Here is a 15,765-nt window from a genome sequence, read left to right on the forward strand (position 1 = left end):
CGGCCGCCCCCGTGCAGGGAACCAAAAACACCGCAACAGACTCCCACCGTCCGCCATGTCTTCTCAAGCCCTTTCCCTGACCACCGGACCCCGCCGCCTCTCGCAGCGCCTTTCACTCTGGCTGATGCTGGCGCTGGCCGTCTGGGCCTGTGCTTTTGCCACCGGCGCTGGCGCGCAGATCCTGCTCAAAAATGCGGCTTCGGGTGCCGCCACCGTGCAGACGCCGCGCGTGCAGGCCGAGCTGGTGGCCCAGGCCCCCGAGGGCATCACCGCCGGTCAGGTCTTCTGGCTGGGGTTGAAGATCAGCCATCAACCCGAATGGCATACCTATTGGAAAAATGCTGGCGATTCGGGCCTACCCACCGTGCTGCAGTGGCAACTGCCTCCGGGCCTGGAGGCCGGCCCCATCGCCTGGCCGCTGCCTCATGCGCTGCGCGTGGGCCCCCTGGTCAACTATGGCTATGAGGACACGGTGCTGCTGCCCGTGCCCATCAAGGTCGCTGCCGACTTCAAGGCACCGGCCTCAGGCGTAGTGGATCTGGGCCTGGCCGCCGAATGGCTGGTCTGCCGCGTGGAATGCATTCCCGAGTCCGGCAACTTCCAGTTGCAGATCCCCGTTCAGGGCAGCAGCGCCCCTCACAGCCAGGCCTTTGTGCAGGCACAGGCCGGCCAGCCCCAGGCGCTGAGCCAGGGCGGCCAGGCCCTTGTTGAGTCCGGCAAGGCCGAAGGCACGAACCTGCCCGACGACCGAGTGACGCTGCGCATACCCGGACTGCCGGCCAGCCTCAAGGGCAAAACACTGGAGTTCTATCCCGAGAACGCCGACACCTTCAAACATGCCGCAGAGTCAGGCAAGGACTGGAAGCAGCACTGGGACGGAGAGGTCTGGGTGGGAGAGAACATGCCGCTGTCCGATATGCGCGGCGAAACCGCGGCGCAACTGGCCGTGGTGCTGGCCCTGCCGCCTGCTGAGCGCGCTGCCGCGCTGGAGCGCGGCGAAAGCGCTGGCTGGCGCAGCGAACTGGCCGTGCAGGGCCGATGGAGCGCCCCCGCACTGGCTGGCGTATCGCCGGCCCTGGCAGCGGCGCTGGAGGCCAACAAGACCGCTTCACAGCCCCTACCGGCAGGCAATACGGCCAGTGCAGGCAGCCTCTGGGCGGCCCTGCTGGGCGGCCTGATCGGCGGCCTGATCCTCAATCTCATGCCCTGTGTGTTTCCCGTACTGGCCATCAAGGTGCTGGGCTTTGCGGGCCATGGCCAGAACCGCCAGGCCCAGAGGCTGGGCGGGCTGGCATATACCGCAGGCGTGGTGCTGTCCTTTGTGGCACTCGGCGCACTGCTGCTGGGCCTGCGCGCGGCCGGCCAGCAGCTGGGCTGGGGCTTCCAGCTGCAGTCGCCCGTGGTCGTGTCGCTGCTGGCGGCGCTGTTCACCGTGCTGGGGCTGAATCTGGCCGGACTGTTCGAGTTCGGCAGCCTGCTGCCCAGCAGCATTGCCAGCGCCCAGGCGCGCAACCCGGTGCTGGACTCCTTTCTCTCCGGCGTGCTGGCCGTGGCGATTGCCTCGCCCTGCACGGCGCCCTTCATGGGGGCCTCGCTGGGCTTTGCCATCGATATGCCTGCGGCGCAGGCACTGACAGTGTTTGCCGCACTCGGCGTCGGCATGGCCCTGCCCTATCTGCTGGCCAGCTTCGTGCCTGCCGTCGTGGGCTGGCTGCCGCGGCCCGGCCCCTGGATGCAGACCTTCCGCCACGCCATGGCTTTCCCCATGTTTGCCACCGTGGTCTGGCTGGTCTGGGTGCTGGGCCATCAGGGCGGCATGGATGCCGCTGCGGCCCTGCTGGCCCTGCTGCTGGTGCTGGCCGCGCTGATTTGGGCCCTGGGCCTGCGCGGCAAGAGCCGCATCAGCCTCGGCGCTCTCGCCCTGCTGCTGGCCGCGGGCGTGGCCTATTACGCCCTGCCGCTGATCAAGGCCGAGCCTGCGGGCCAGGCTCAAACACAGGTCGGCGAACTCTGGCAACCCTGGTCGGCAGACAAGGTTCAGTCTGCCCATGCCTCGGGCCAGCCGGTGTTTGTGGACTTCACGGCCGCTTGGTGCGTGACCTGCCAGGTCAACAAGCGCACCACGCTCAGCAATGCCGAGGTGCTTGCGGCCTTTGCGCAGCACCAGGTGCAGCTGCTGCGCGCCGACTGGACGCGCCAGGACCCGGCCATCACCCAGGCACTGCAATCGCTGGGGCGCAGCGGCGTCCCCGTCTACGTGCTGTACCTGCCCGGCAAGCAGCCTGTGGTGCTGAGCGAGCTGCTCTCCAAAAGCGAGGTGCTTGACGCACTCAAACAGATCTAGGCCATTACCGCGCACAGAGCATGACGCAATTCAGGCTGGCGCCACTTCCTCGTGCAGGCAGAGGTAGTTACCCTCAGTGTCCTTGAACCAGGCGGCTTTCTCGGACCCCAGCACGCAGACATGGTTGACGGTCTTGAAGTCGGGGAAGTCGTAGTCCTCAAACACCACACCCCGGCTTTTCAGTTCCCGAATGCTGGCAGCGATATCGGGCACCCGAAAGCTGATGGCCGTGTGCTCGGCCTTGGTGCCGCCAGGCTTTGGAAACAGGGCCAGCGCACTGCCGCCAACCAGGTAGACAAACTTTCCATCGGGCCGCAGCTCTCCTGGCTGCAGACCCAGGCTTTCTTCGTAGAAAGCACGAGCACGCGCCATATCCATCACCGGCAGCATCGTCGTCACAGCAGAATGGCTCAGCATAAGAACTCCTTTGCCCGGCGCTGCGGGGTCATGGCCCTGAGTCGAGCAGACCAAGCTTAGCCCCAGGGGTAAGCTGATGCCAGCCCCGGCAAGCTCAATGAACCTAGCGCAATCAACTTTACGACTGTGCACATCAGCCTCGCCTTGGAGTGGAGCGCGACTTCAAGCAGGCGCATAGTGCCTATGGCACAAACCAGGCAAAAGCTCTAGACTGGAACTGCCCACAAGCCAGGCGCAACCGCAGTTTCCAGCCCTTGCCAGCCTTGCACGCGTTGACCACTGCGGACTGCCTGAACTGCACAGGAGGTAAGCCATGCATGCCAACCTTATCCACCAGCCGTCTCACAAACGTCTTTGCCTGTTGCGTGCACTGGCGCTGGCCAGTCTGGCAATCGCCGGTCTGGCCCTGCCTTTTGCCTGGGACATCCTGGCCAGCATCAACAGCATGCCCAAGATGCACTGGTTGCAACAGGCACTGGCGCAGGCTCCTGCCTTCAGTTGGCTGATGATGTTTGTCTGGGGCGGAGCCATACCGCTGGTCTTGCTCAAGAACATGGACCAGACGCCGTCGCACAAGCTTCGCACCACGGTGGTGATGCTGGTCCTGATGTGGATCGCCGTCACCTGGTATGTGCACATGCCGGCCAGCAATCAGTGCAGCGCGCTTTATGGGTCCTGGGATTGGGCCTGCTCGGTTCTGCAATGGGGCTACAGCATGAGTCTGGTGCTGTCCATTGCAGCCTATGCCTTCCTCATGCTGGGCCTGATGGTTACGGCGCTGGGCCTGTTTGCCGAAGGCCTGGAAGATGAGCCCAGCCACGCGGCATGACCCGTCCCGCCATCAAAAAAGCCTGTGGCATGGCCACAGGCTTTTTGCTTTCTGCTCTCGCCTCAGGCCTTCATGCGCCCGAACAGTCGACGGTAGCGAGAGGGTAGATCCTGCATGCGCATCATGATGGGCAGATCGGCCGTATTGAAGTCGCTGTCCCAGGCCGGCGCCCCCAGCACCTTGGCACCGGCACGCAGATAGCCCTGGATCAGCGCTGGCGGCTCGACCTTCAACGCATCTGCCGAGACATTGCTGATATGCGCCAACTCCTCGGGCAGGGCTACTCGGGGGCGCACCTGCAACTCGGGCTCGGCCAGATGGCTCTGGCGCAGTTGCTGCCAGATGCGTGCCGGACCTTCGCCATGGGCCAGGCCCGGGTACTGCATGGGAATGCTGGCGCAGCCCACCATGGCCTCGAGCCGGTTGCGCTGCATGAATTCGGCCAACGCCCCCCAGAGCGCCAGAATCACGCCGCCCTGGCGATGCTCCGCATGCACGCAGCTGCGCCCCAGCTCGACCATCTGTGCCCGCCAGGCGTTGATGGGCGAGAGATCGAATTCCTGATCGCTGTACAGACCGCCGGCACGCTGGGCCTGGGCGGGGGTCAGCAGACGGTAGGTGCCGATCACCTTGTTCTGCTCTTCATCGCAAACCATCAGATGCTCGCAGAAATCGTCAAAGACATCGATATCGTGGCCAGCCACAGGCGTCTGCAGCACAGCGCCCATTTCTTCGGCAAAGATCTGGTAGCGTAGGCGCTGGGCCTGGCGAACCTCGTCCAGATGCCGGGCCCAGCGCACCTGCAGGCGCAAAGCGGGCGCTGCAGCGTGTGCGGGACTAGCGGGACGATGGGAAAGCGAGGGAGCCGATGACTGTGTCGTCGCGATGCTCTGGCCATTCAGCGCATCAAGAATCTCGGGATGCCTCATGTCTGCTTTCCTCCGGTGTTGGACGCAGTTGGCGGCCTGCCTGTGCCACACGGTGTGTCTGCGTGGCGCCATTGTGGAAAACGCAGATGAAGCCTGCGCGACATTTGGATGACGTTTTCGTGACAAGGCCTTGCAACAGCTATACCTGCACAGAGAGCTGAATTGCCGCTCGGGATTGTGGTGAATGGGAAAGCCGGAGTGGGCGACAATCGGCATATGAGTTTCGCCCCCCTGACCAATGACACCTTCCTGCGCGCATGCCGTCGCCAGGCTACTGACTACACGCCCCTGTGGCTGATGCGCCAGGCGGGACGCTACCTGCCCGAGTACAAGGCCACCCGCGCCAAGGCCGGCAGCTTCATGGGCCTGGCCACCAATGTGGACTACGCCACCGAGGTGACCCTGCAGCCGCTGGATCGCTTCCCGCTGGACGCAGCCATTCTGTTCAGCGACATTCTGACCGTGCCCGACGCCATGGGCCTTGGCCTGTCGTTCGCCGAAGGCGAGGGGCCGCGCTTTGCCAAGGTCGTGCGCGACGAGGCCGCCGTGGCCGAGCTGGCCGTGCCCGACATGGACAAGCTGCGCTATGTGTTTGACGCCGTCACCAATATCCGCAAGGTGCTCAATGGACGTGTGCCGCTGATCGGCTTCTCGGGCAGCCCCTGGACTCTGGCCTGCTACATGACCGAGGGCAAGGGCAGCGATGACTACCGCACCGTCAAGTCGCTGATGTACTCGCGCCCCGACCTGATGCACCGCATCCTGGAAGTCAACGCCGACAGCGTGGCTGCATACCTGAACGCCCAGATCGATGCCGGCGCACAGGCCGTGATGATTTTTGACAGCTGGGGCGGCGTGCTGGCCGACGGTGCTTTCCAGGAATTCAGCCTCGCCTATACCAAGCGCGTGCTGGCTCAGCTCAAGCGCACCGGCGTGGACGGCAGCGACGTGCCCCGCATCGTCTTCACCAAGGGTGGCGGCATCTGGCTGCCCGACATGAAGGACATCGACTGCGAAGTGCTGGGTCTGGACTGGACGGCCAATCTGGGCAAGGCGCGCGCCATTGTGGGCGGCGAGGTCGGCGGCACCGGCAAGGCGCTGCAGGGCAATATCGACCCGAATGTGCTGTTTGCCGCACCCGAGCAGGTCGCCGCCCAGGCGCGTGCCGTGCTGGACAGCTTTGGCAAGCCTCATACCGACAAGAGCACCACCGGCCCCACCCACATCTTCAATCTGGGTCACGGCATCAGCCAGTTCACCCCGCCCGAACATGTGGCCGCGCTGGTCGAAGCTGTGCACAGCCACTCGCGCCTGCTGCGCACAAAGGACTGACTCCCCCTGCAACAAGTGCCTTCCCAGGCATTTGTTGCAGAACAACGGGCCTCAATCACCCGATAAAATCAAATGGTTATTGAGCGACAATTGCCGGTCTGAGATGCAGCAAAGCGGCAGCAAATCATTGATTTCAAATCACTAAATCTCAGACCCTGAAAAATTCGGCGCCAGCAGTGCTTGGCGCTTTTTTATTTTTTCATCCACCTTGGCATCGATTGACGGAAGTTATCCACATATGGATGCTTCAAGATAACTGCATGCCTCATGGTTGCTGGCTCTAGTGCTATTTTTTGCGAAGTTAAGAACTTTGCACAGCGGTTTGGAAGCATTTAGGTTTAGGGAGCTTCTCGGTTGACAGTGACTCGCCGCCTGATTTATGCACAGATATGGCGATGCAGACTCCCGGCCAACACTCCTCCGAAGCAAGCTCCTCATCGCCTCATGAATACATATAAGTCTTTGTTTTAAATAAATTAATTATTCAACCACTCAGCCATCCTGCCGGCTTGCAAACACGAACAGGACTTGCTCAGGCCTTTCGCGCACATTGTTTCTCACAAAGTTATCCACAGAACGCAAAGCCTTTGCAGGCCTCAAAATCTGCTATAGCTCTGAGGAACCGCGGCCTCTGCAGCGCCTTCCCCTGATCCAACTCCATGTCCCATATCGTTTACGTTGCCGTCCAGACCCCTGCCCACAGCGCCGTAGGTGATCTGTTGAGCTACGTTAGCGATGCATGGCTGGAGCCCGGCAGCTTGGCGCGCGTTCCTCTGGGAAAAAGAGAGTTGCTGGGTGTGGTCTGGGATACGCCCGCCGCCCCCGAAGCCATTCCAGACGGGGTGGAACTGCGCAGCATTGCCGGCCTGCTGCAGGGCATAGAACCGCTGAACCAGGCCTGGCGACGCCTGGTGGCTTTTGCCGCGCACTATTACCAGCGCAGCTTGGGCGAGATCGCCGTCACCGCCTTGCCGCCTCAATTGCGCGATATGTCGCCCGAACAGCTGGCACGGCGGCTGACTCCGCCCAAGACAGCCAAGACGCCAGCCGGCAAGCGCAAGAAGACACAAGTCGCTGAAGCAGCACAAGCGAGCACCGAGACGATGGCTCACACGCAGGACGCCAGCAGCGCAACGCCTTTGCTCACCCTCAGTGCCGAACAATCGGCGGTTTTCGAGCAAATTGAGCAAAACCCCGGCCCGTTCCTGCTCTACGGCAGCACTGGCAGCGGCAAGACCGAGGTTTATCTGCGTGCAGTGCAAGCCGTGCTGGATGCCAACCCGGAGGCTCAAGCCCTGGTGATGGTGCCCGAGATCAACCTCACGCCTCAGCTGGAAGAGCGATTTGTCGCCCGCTTCGTGCCTCAGTACGGCAAGGACGCCGTAGTCAGCATGCACAGCGGCATGACCAACCCGCAGCGTCTCAAAAGCTGGCTGGCCGCTCACACGGGCCGCGCCCGCATCGTGCTGGGTACGCGCATGGCTATTTTTGCCAGCGTGCCGCAACTGGCGCTGATCGTGGTCGACGAGGAGCATGACGCCAGCTACAAGCAGCAGGAAGGGGCACGCTATTCGGCACGCGATCTGGCCATCTGGCGCGGGCGCGATACCGGCGCCAAGGTCATACTGGGCAGCGCCACACCGTCGCTGGAGAGCTGGCATGCCTCGGAACCCGATGTCGGCCGCTACCTGCGCCTGCATATGCCCAGCCGTATAGGCGCGGCCAGCCTTCCCAGGGTGAGAATGGTGGACATGGGCCAGCAGCCCAAACGCGCCGTGTTCTCGCCTCCGCTGATCGAGGCCATCACCGAGCGCGTCAAACGTGGCGAGCAAAGCCTGATTCTGCTCAACCGCCGCGGCTTTGCCCCCGTGCTGTTTTGCGCCGACTGCAACTGGAAGAGCGACTGCCCCCATTGCAGCGCTCACCAGGTCTTTCACAAGGGCGACCGCACGCTGCGCTGCCACCACTGCGGCTTTACCCAGCGTGTGCCGTTTGCCTGCCCCAGCTGCGGCAACCCCGACATCCTGCCACTTGGCAAAGGCACGGAGCAATTGCAGGAAGAGCTGGAGCGGCTGCTGCGCAATGTGCAACGCCCCGACGGCAATCCGGCCCGCGTGGCGCGCATCGACGCCGACACCACCAAGGCCAAGGGCAGCCTGGAGCAGCAGCTGGCCCAGGTGCATGCCGGCGATGTGGATGTGCTGGTAGGCACCCAGATGGTGGCCAAGGGCCATGACTTTCGGCGCATCACGCTGGTGGCGGCCGTGCAACCCGACAGCGCGCTGTACTCCAGCGACTATCGCGCCCCGGAGCGGCTGTTCTGCCTGCTGATGCAGGCCGCCGGGCGTGCCGGGCGCGACGCGCAATATGTGCAGGCACAGGGCAGCCATCCAGAGATGTGGATCCAGAGCCACGACCCGCAAAACGCCGTCTACACCGCACTGCGCAAGCATGACTACCCGGCGTTCGCCAGGCAGCAACTCAAGGAACGGCTGGATGCCGGCATGCCGCCCTATGCCTTTCAGGCCATAGTCCGGGCCGATGCACGTACCCAGGAAGCCGCCCAGGCCTTTCTGAATGCCGCCACCCAGGTCGCCAGAGAGGCCAAGCTGCCTTATCTGGACGAGGTGTTCATCTACCCGCCCATCCCCATGGCGGTGCAGCGCGTGGCCAATGTGGAGCGCGCCCAGATGCTGCTGGAAGCCGGCAACCGCAGCGCCCTGCTGCGCTTTCTCAATGCCTGGCAGCAGTATCTGCACTGGCTGCGCACGCTGCCCGAGCACAGGCCGCTGGTGCGCTGGCTGGTGGATGTGGATCCGCTCAGCATCTAAAGTCGTCTGAAATTTAAGGTTTTTAGCTCTTTAGCCCTTTACCCATAAGCGCTGACAGCTATCAATTTATATAAACCGCAGGCGCTTGGCAAATCCATCGGGATTTGCGCGAATGGGCAAGCCGGCATGGCTATTGCATGGTGTGAGGCTCGGCTCCACAAGAGGCCGTTTCATTCAATCACGGAGCACTACTTCATGCAAAAACAAGTCTTCCGCCAGAGCTTGCTGGCCGCCACCATTGCCGTTCTGGGCATTCTGTCCGTCCCCGGCGCAGCTCTGGCTCAGGATGCATCGCCTGCGGCCGCGCAGGCGGCCAAGGCGCAGACAGCCAAGCCCAATGTGGTGGTGCTGGCCACGGGCGGCACGATTGCGGGTGCCGGTGCCTCGACCGTCAACAGCGCCACCTACACGGCCGCCAAGGTACCTGTGGACAAGTTGCTGGCCGGCCTGCCCGAGCTGGCCCAGATCGCCAATGTGCGCGGCGAGCAGGTGTTCCAGATCGCTTCCGAGAGCTTTACCAACGACAATCTGCTGACCCTGGCCAAGCGCGTCTCGCAACTGGCCAAGCAGTCAGATGTGGACGGCATCGTCATCACCCACGGCACGGACACGCTGGCCGAGACGGCCTACTTCCTGAGCCTGACCGTTCACACCGACAAGCCCATTGCCGTGGTCGGCAGCATGCGTCCGGGCACGGCCCTGTCCGCCGATGGCGCACTGAACCTGGTCAATGCCGTCAGCGTGGCAGGCTCCAAGGACGCCAGGGGCAAGGGCGTCTTCGTCACCATGAATGACGAGATCAACACCGCCCGCGATGTGAACAAGGACATCAACATCCAGACTGGTGCCTTCAAAAGCCAGTGGGGTCCGCTGGGCATGGTGGTCGAGGGCAAGAACTACTGGTTCCGCGCGCCCGTCAAGCGCCACACCATGAACTCCGAGTTCAATATCGACAACATCGACAAGCTGCCTCAGGTGGACATCGTCTATGCCTACGGCAGCGTTCAGCCCACGGCCGTGAATGCCCTGGTCGATGCCGGCGCCAAGGCCATCGTCCATGCCGGCACCGGCAATGGCTCGGTGGCCGACCGCATGGTCAAGCCGCTGCAGGATGCACGCGGCAAGGGCGTGCTCATCGTGCGTTCGGCACGCGTGCCCTACGGCTTTGTGCTGCGCAATGCCGAACAGCCCGACGACAAGTACGACTGGGTGGTCGCCCACGACATGCGCCCCGAAAAAGCACGCCTGCTGACCATGCTGGCGCTGACCAAGGGCGCCAACACCAAGGAACTGCAGCGGATGTTCTGGGAGTATTGAGCACTCCCCCTGAGGCGCTTCGCGCCTTCCCCCTCTCTTTTCGGGAGGGGGACGACACCTTCGGTGCGGGACGTCCCTTCCTCGGTGTCTCTTTGTTGGGGTGTGCTTGTTTGCGGTTTTTAGCCAAAACAGCGGTTTGCGCAGGTTGGTCTTGCGCAAGCCGCTCTTGTTTTTGATCAGGTCATCAGCGCCACGGCAGCGGAGAAGCTGAGGAAGGCCAGGCTGGTCGACACCAGGATGATGCGCGCCACGCGGCCGCTGTGGGCGCCGTAGCGCTCGGTCAGCAGCGACACATTGCTGGCGGACGGCAGGGCTGCCAGCAGCACCAGCACCACCAGGGTTTCGTGCTGAAGCCCCAGTCCCATGGAGATCGCGGCCTGTCCGACGGCCCAGACCAGCAAGGGATGGACGACAAGCTTGGCCAGTGCGATCGGCACATAGTCGCGTACGGCAACGCGTTCGTGGCTGTTCATCTGCGAGCGGGCCAACACGGCGCCTATGGTGAACAAGGCCACCGGCGAAGCCGCTGCGGCCAGCATGGCCACGGTCTTGTCCACCGGGCCGGGCAATACCCAACCCATGGCAGAGGCCAGGCCGCCCAGCAGAATCGACCAGGGCATGGGATTGGACGCCATGCCCTTGAGCGAATTGCGCACTGCCAGCCAGATTCCTTGCCCTCCCGCCAGATCGAGCCGCGACAGCGCAATGCAGGCCGAGGTGGTGATGACCATGTCGATGGCCATGGTCACGATCACCGGCCCCGCACTCTGCGCGCCCAGCAGCGCCGCCAGCATGGGGACGCCCATGAAGCCGGTGTTCGGAAAAGCAGCGACCAGTGCACCGAATGCGGCATCGTTCCAGCCCAGGCGTGCGTGTGTCAGCAGCACGGTCGCCCCCACCATCAGCACCGCACAGAGCAGATAGACCAGGGTGACGTTGATGTCGAGCAGCTGATGAATCGGTGTCTGCGCGCCAAAGCGGTACAGCATGCAAGGCAGCGCGAAGTACAGCACAAAGGCATTGAGGCCGGGGATCGCTGCCTGGGGCAGGATGCCGCGCCATGTGGCGACAAAGCCGCAAGCCACCAGGGCAAAGAAGGGAAAGGTGATGAGTAGAACGGACAACACGCACAAATTGTGACAGCGCCCGGCTCCAGCCCTCTCACGGCCTTCGATGAAAATTTTTCAGTGCAGACCTATCCAAAAACAAAGCCTGCGCAAGGCAGGCTGCTGTGACAGGTACAAGGACAGCGCGTCAGAGCTTGAGTTCCTTTTCCACATCTGCAGTCTTGCGGCGCGCCAGCGCCAGGTTGGCACGAGCCTTGTCCAGCACCAGATAAAAGAACACGCCGTCATTGGCGGCAACGGGACGGATGATGTGATATTGCTTGCCCAGAGTGATCAGTATGTCGTCGATCTGGTCGTTGAGATTGAGCATGCGCATGGTCTTGATCTTGGCACGCACGACCTCGGTATTGCCGGCCGCGGCCAGCTCCATGTCCACGCCGCCGCCTACGCTGCCCATCAGCATGCCACTTGCGCTGTCCACGAGAGCGCCGCAGACAGCACCGTCTGCGGTCATCAGAGCGTTCAGAGAATCCTGGATAGAGGCCATAAATCCACCTTTTGAAAAAGCAAGACAAGGAACTCGTGCGCCAGATGCGCACCCACTCAGACTCAGAACTCCAGTGAACCTGTGATCAAGAGGGCAGGTACCCTGTGGCAACCTCACCGGCCGCCCAGAGCGCGCGACCCAGCAAGGCGTTCTGATCCACCACCAGACAGAGAACGGCCGGGAAGGAGCCGTTCACCGCCTGGAAGACCACCGTGCCCGACTCCGTCTCGAAGGTCAGGCGCTTGCAATCCCTGTGTCCGATCTCATTGGCCACGGCCTTGGCCATGGCCATGAGCGAGCCTGCCATGGCCGACAGTCGTTCGGTCGGCAGATCGCTGCGAATGCGCAGCGCTGAAATCTCGAAACCGTCAGGGGTACAGAGCAAGGCGATGTGGACGCCCGCCACCGGGGCGACCACACGCGCCAGGATTTCCCGACCTGCCTCCACGGCATGTGGCGGAATCACGAGGGAGTTATGGGTCTTCATAGAGTCTGACTTTGCAAGGACAGCAGCGATGCCAGCACGCTCAGGGCATCCAGCATCTGCTGGCGATCACGTGGATCAGCCTCAACAAGCGGGGTGAGGTCATGGCCTTTGGCAACCAGGGCGGAGCTGAATGCCTCCAGCCTTGCTCCGCTGGCGGGACGGCAACTGAGAATGACCATCAAAGGTGCCTGGTCCAGCTCTGCGATCCCCGTCAGCATCTCGCAGGCGTAGTCCACCGCGCCCGCATCGTTGACGTCCACCATCAGCAGCGCTCCCACCGATGCAGAAAGCACCCAGCGGCGCACGAAATCGAATCGATCCTGACCGGGGCTGCCTACCAGCTGCAGTCGCTCGCCAGAGCCCAGATCGATCTCGCCAAACTCCGCCCCTACCGTGGTGAACTCCTTGCTGTGCGTCACCTTGTCCAGGTTGCGCACATCGCTGCCTGCCATGAATTCCCCGCACAGGCTGCGCAGCGCCGTGGTCTTGCCCACGCCCATGGGCCCCAGCAGACTCACCCGCAGCAGGCCCAGGCCGGGCTGCATGGGCATGAAAGATGTCATGTACGTCCTCCACGGGTAATCCAGCCCGTCAGCTTGCTGAGCCATTGACGCGTCACGGAAGCGGCTGGCTGCTTCTGGGCAATTGATTTCTGCGCAGCGGAGGGGTCCTCGGAGCCGCGCAGACTACAGCGCAGGACTGCCTGAATCTGAGGCAGGGACAGCAGGGTCGATAGTTGCGACATCTCAATGCCGGCGTGCTCGGCCAGCGATCTGGCATCGATAGGCCCACGCGCGAGCAGCGCCAGCGCACGCATGTTCTGCGCGCTGTTGACGCTGCCAGGCAAGGCGACCCAGGATTTGATTTGAAAGCAATGCGTACAGTCGACTCCCTGCGACTGAAGCTCTTGCAAGGCACGCTGCAGCGACAGGGGCTCACCGGCCCTGTGCCGGGCTCTCCAGTCCATGAGGAAAACCGCGGCACGGTCGAGCATGTCGATCAGGTCGGACAGCGTGAAGTCCACATCAAGATGTACTGCCCAGCCCTGGGAAGAACGCCCCAGCGGCTGCATGGCCGGCTCGCCGCCGAGATAGACCACGCAAGGAGCTCTCGCCTCGGCCCTGGCCAGCAGGCTCTCCAGTCCTTCGATCACCAGCACTTCGGCCGCATGGCGCGGAACCTGACGCCAGCCGGAAAGCGACTTGCGCGCGGCCACGGCGAACAGCGCTTCAAAGCGCTGCTGCACGGCAGGCGTCCAAAGTTCTGCGGCCAAGCTCACTTCACCGATGGTTCTCGCCATGCACAACACCCTGAGGGTTGAGGAAAAGACAATGAATCCCTCAACCATCGAAAATTCGCTGGCGCTGTCGGGATCAAGGCCGGACACGATGCAATCTTCACGCTACACAACTAACACCTTATTACAACAATTATTCAAGTAACACGAGGGCGCACGTGTAGGTGAAACGCTCGCTGAGTCCCTGATTTTTGTCAGTTGTGAGCGCTGTCATCAGGGCTCTTCACAGCGAAGCGGTATGCTCCCAGTCCTTGTTTTTGATGATGGGTCACTCTGCTTCATGTCTGCTGGTCTCAACCTCGCTCAGCTCCAGGCCGTGCATTACACCGAAGGTCCATGCCTTGTTCTGGCAGGCGCCGGCTCGGGCAAGACCCGTGTGATTACGCACAAGATAGGCCGTCTGATCGAAACCGGTCTGGCGCCGCGCCGCATTGCCGCTATCACTTTTACCAACAAGGCCGCCGCCGAAATGCGCGAACGCGCCGCCGGTCTGATCGGCCGCCAGGCCAAGGAGGTGCTGATCTGCACTTTCCACTCGCTGGGCGTGCGCATGGTGCGCGAGGACGGCCACATTCTCGGTCTCAAGCCCCAGTTCAGCATTCTGGACACCGACGATGTCACCGGCATCCTCAAGGACTGCGCGGGCGGCACCACCGATGTGGCGACGGCTCGCCAGTGGCAGTGGACCATCAGCGGCTGGAAGAATCAGGGCTGGGACAGCCGCAAGGCCCTGGCCATGGCGCAGGACGACAACGAACGCAGCACCGCGCTCATCATGCAGCGCTATGAAGAGCGCCTGACCGCCTACCAGAGCGTGGACTTCGACGACCTGATCGGCATGCCCATGCGACTGCTGCGCGGCCACCCCGAGGTGCGCGAGAAATGGCAACGCCTGCTGGGCCATGTGCTGGTGGACGAGTACCAGGACACCAATGCCACGCAGTACGAGCTGCTCAAATTCCTGGTGGGCGAGCGCGCCCACTTCACGGCGGTGGGCGACGACGATCAGTCGATCTACGGCTGGCGCGGCGCCACGCTGGACAACCTCAAGAAGCTGCCCGTGGACTTTCCGCAGCTCAAGGTCATCAAGCTGGAGCAGAACTACCGCTCCACCAGCGCCATTTTGCGAGCGGCCAACAATGTGATCGGCCCCAACCCCAAGCTGTTTCCCAAGACACTGTTTTCGGAACTCGGCGAGGGCGAACCCGTGCGCATCGTCGACTGCGACACTGAAGAGCATGAGGCCGAGCGCGCCGTGGCCCGCATTCAGGGCCTGCGCGCCAATATGAACCCGCAGCCCGCGTGGAAGGACTTCGCCATCCTCTACCGCGCCAACCACCAGGCCAAGCCCTTCGAGAAGGCGCTGCGCAAGGCCAACATCCCCTACAAGGTTTCAGGCGGCACCAGCTTTTTCGACCGCGCCGAGATCAAGGACCTGTGCGCCTGGTTCCGTCTCTGGATCAACAACGACGACGACCCGGCGTTTCTGCGCTCCATAGGTACACCCAAACGCGGCATCGGCCACACCACGCTGGGCAAACTCGGGGAATTCTCTGCCGCGCACAAGCTCAGCATGTTCGGCTCGCTGTTCAATGCCATGCTGGAGGAGGCGCTGCCGCGCAAGGCCTTCGAGAGCCTGCTGGAATTCGGCCGCTATATCAACGACCTGGAATACCGCGCCCGCCACACCATGGGCTTTGAGGCCTCACGCAGCTTTCTGATCGACTGGCTCAAGGAAATTGGCTACGAACAGTATCTGTATGACAGCGAAGACAGCGAGTCTGTCGCTGCCGCGCGCTGGAGCAATGTGCTGGAGTTCTGCGACTGGATGGCCCAGCGTGCTGGCGGCCAGATAGAAGATGCTGCAGGCACCAGCACCCAGACCGAGGTCAAGAGCCTGCTGGAGGTCTCGCAGAACATCGCCCTGCTCTCCACCATCAGCGAACGCGAGAAGGAGCAGGACATGGTCGTGCTCTCCACCCTCCACGCTTCCAAGGGTCTGGAATGGCCCCATGTCATGCAGGTCGGCGTGACCGAGGGCATGCTGCCATTCAAGCTGGACGATGACGACGGCAAGCAGCAGCAGGTCAGCGATGAAACGGCAGCACGGCTGCAGGAAGAGCGCCGCCTGATGTATGTGGGCATCACCCGCGCCCAGCGCACGCTGGCCGTGAGCTGGACCAAGCGCCGCAAAAAGGGCCGTGAGATGGTGGCCTGCCAACCCAGCCGCTTCATCAAGGAGATGGGCCTCGATGCGGCCACGGCCAAGGAAGACCCGCGCGAGAAGCTGCGCAAGCTGCGCGAAGAATTTGCCGCGCGCAAGAACCAGGCGGACCAGGCGGCGCCGGGCGCCGCCAACTGAAGAGCC

General features: G+C 62.8%; 13 protein-coding genes. 6 read left to right on the forward strand and 7 right to left on the reverse strand.

The genetic code is table 11. The annotated features are described in order from the left end of the window. The first annotated feature begins 55 nt into the window (after positions 1 to 55). Positions 56 to 2,344, forward strand: a complete 2,289-nt coding sequence (locus tag AAIL67_RS14350) for a thioredoxin family protein (protein ID WP_343484268.1) — start codon at positions 56 to 58, stop codon at positions 2,342 to 2,344. Positions 2,345 to 2,374: 30 nt separating this feature from the next. Here the strand turns inward: AAIL67_RS14350 and AAIL67_RS14355 are convergent, their stop codons facing one another. Beyond that, positions 2,375 to 2,761, reverse strand: a complete 387-nt coding sequence (locus AAIL67_RS14355) for a VOC family protein (protein ID WP_012836833.1) — start codon at positions 2,759 to 2,761, stop codon at positions 2,375 to 2,377. A gap of 313 nt (positions 2,762 to 3,074) precedes the next feature. On the opposite strand from AAIL67_RS14355, the gene AAIL67_RS14360 reads away from it, so the two are divergent. Further along, positions 3,075 to 3,590 (forward strand): hypothetical protein, encoded by a 516-nt coding sequence (locus tag AAIL67_RS14360; RefSeq protein WP_034405273.1) that lies wholly within the window; start codon positions 3,075 to 3,077, stop codon positions 3,588 to 3,590. Positions 3,591 to 3,652: 62 nt separating this feature from the next. Here AAIL67_RS14360 and AAIL67_RS14365 read toward each other — a convergent pair whose 3' ends face one another. After that, the gene (locus tag AAIL67_RS14365; RefSeq protein ID WP_052057580.1) at positions 3,653 to 4,519 is read right to left on the reverse strand and encodes a GNAT family N-acyltransferase; all 867 of its coding nucleotides are present in this window, start codon (positions 4,517 to 4,519) and stop codon (positions 3,653 to 3,655) included. 216 nt (positions 4,520 to 4,735) lie between these two features. Here AAIL67_RS14365 and hemE point away from each other — a divergent pair, with 216 nt between their 5' ends. From hemE to AAIL67_RS14380, 3 genes are all read left to right on the forward strand, one after another. After that, positions 4,736 to 5,851: a uroporphyrinogen decarboxylase gene (gene hemE / locus AAIL67_RS14370; RefSeq protein WP_045840207.1), complete on the forward strand. Its 1,116-nt coding sequence runs from the start codon at positions 4,736 to 4,738 to the stop codon at positions 5,849 to 5,851. 659 nt (positions 5,852 to 6,510) lie between these two features. Next, positions 6,511 to 8,682 (forward strand): primosomal protein N', encoded by a 2,172-nt coding sequence (gene priA, locus AAIL67_RS14375; RefSeq protein WP_063665076.1) that lies wholly within the window; start codon positions 6,511 to 6,513, stop codon positions 8,680 to 8,682. Positions 8,683 to 8,877: 195 nt separating this feature from the next. After that, the gene (locus tag AAIL67_RS14380; RefSeq protein WP_045840183.1) at positions 8,878 to 9,999 is read left to right on the forward strand and encodes an asparaginase; all 1,122 of its coding nucleotides are present in this window, start codon (positions 8,878 to 8,880) and stop codon (positions 9,997 to 9,999) included. Between the two features lie 176 nt (positions 10,000 to 10,175). Here the strand turns inward: AAIL67_RS14380 and AAIL67_RS14385 are convergent, their stop codons facing one another. The 5 genes from AAIL67_RS14385 to AAIL67_RS14405 form a co-directional block, all read right to left on the reverse strand. After that, on the reverse strand, positions 10,176 to 11,126 hold the full coding sequence (locus AAIL67_RS14385) for an AEC family transporter (protein ID WP_343484269.1): 951 nt from the start codon (positions 11,124 to 11,126) through the stop codon (positions 10,176 to 10,178). 127 nt (positions 11,127 to 11,253) lie between these two features. Then, the gene (locus tag AAIL67_RS14390) at positions 11,254 to 11,613 is read right to left on the reverse strand and encodes a hypothetical protein (RefSeq protein WP_003065585.1); all 360 of its coding nucleotides are present in this window, start codon (positions 11,611 to 11,613) and stop codon (positions 11,254 to 11,256) included. An 85-nt stretch (positions 11,614 to 11,698) separates the two neighbouring features. Then, complete coding sequence (locus AAIL67_RS14395; protein WP_063665075.1) at positions 11,699 to 12,100, reverse strand: roadblock/LC7 domain-containing protein; 402 nt, start codon at positions 12,098 to 12,100, stop codon at positions 11,699 to 11,701. Next, on the reverse strand, positions 12,097 to 12,663 hold the full coding sequence (locus AAIL67_RS14400) for a GTPase (protein ID WP_034393641.1): 567 nt from the start codon (positions 12,661 to 12,663) through the stop codon (positions 12,097 to 12,099). The genes AAIL67_RS14395 and AAIL67_RS14400 overlap by 4 nt, the downstream gene beginning before the upstream one ends. Next, a complete protein-coding gene (locus AAIL67_RS14405) occupies positions 12,660 to 13,400 on the reverse strand; it encodes a hypothetical protein (protein ID WP_343484270.1) in 741 nt (246 codons plus the stop codon). The genes AAIL67_RS14400 and AAIL67_RS14405 overlap by 4 nt, the downstream gene beginning before the upstream one ends. 277 nt (positions 13,401 to 13,677) lie before the next feature. On the opposite strand from AAIL67_RS14405, the gene AAIL67_RS14410 reads away from it, so the two are divergent. Then, complete coding sequence (locus tag AAIL67_RS14410; RefSeq protein ID WP_063665074.1) at positions 13,678 to 15,759, forward strand: UvrD-helicase domain-containing protein; 2,082 nt, start codon at positions 13,678 to 13,680, stop codon at positions 15,757 to 15,759. Positions 15,760 to 15,765: the final 6 nt, after the last annotated feature.

Source organism: Comamonas sp. A7-5, from assembly GCF_039581385.1.
Classification (GTDB): domain Bacteria; phylum Pseudomonadota; class Gammaproteobacteria; order Burkholderiales; family Burkholderiaceae_C; genus Comamonas; species Comamonas thiooxydans.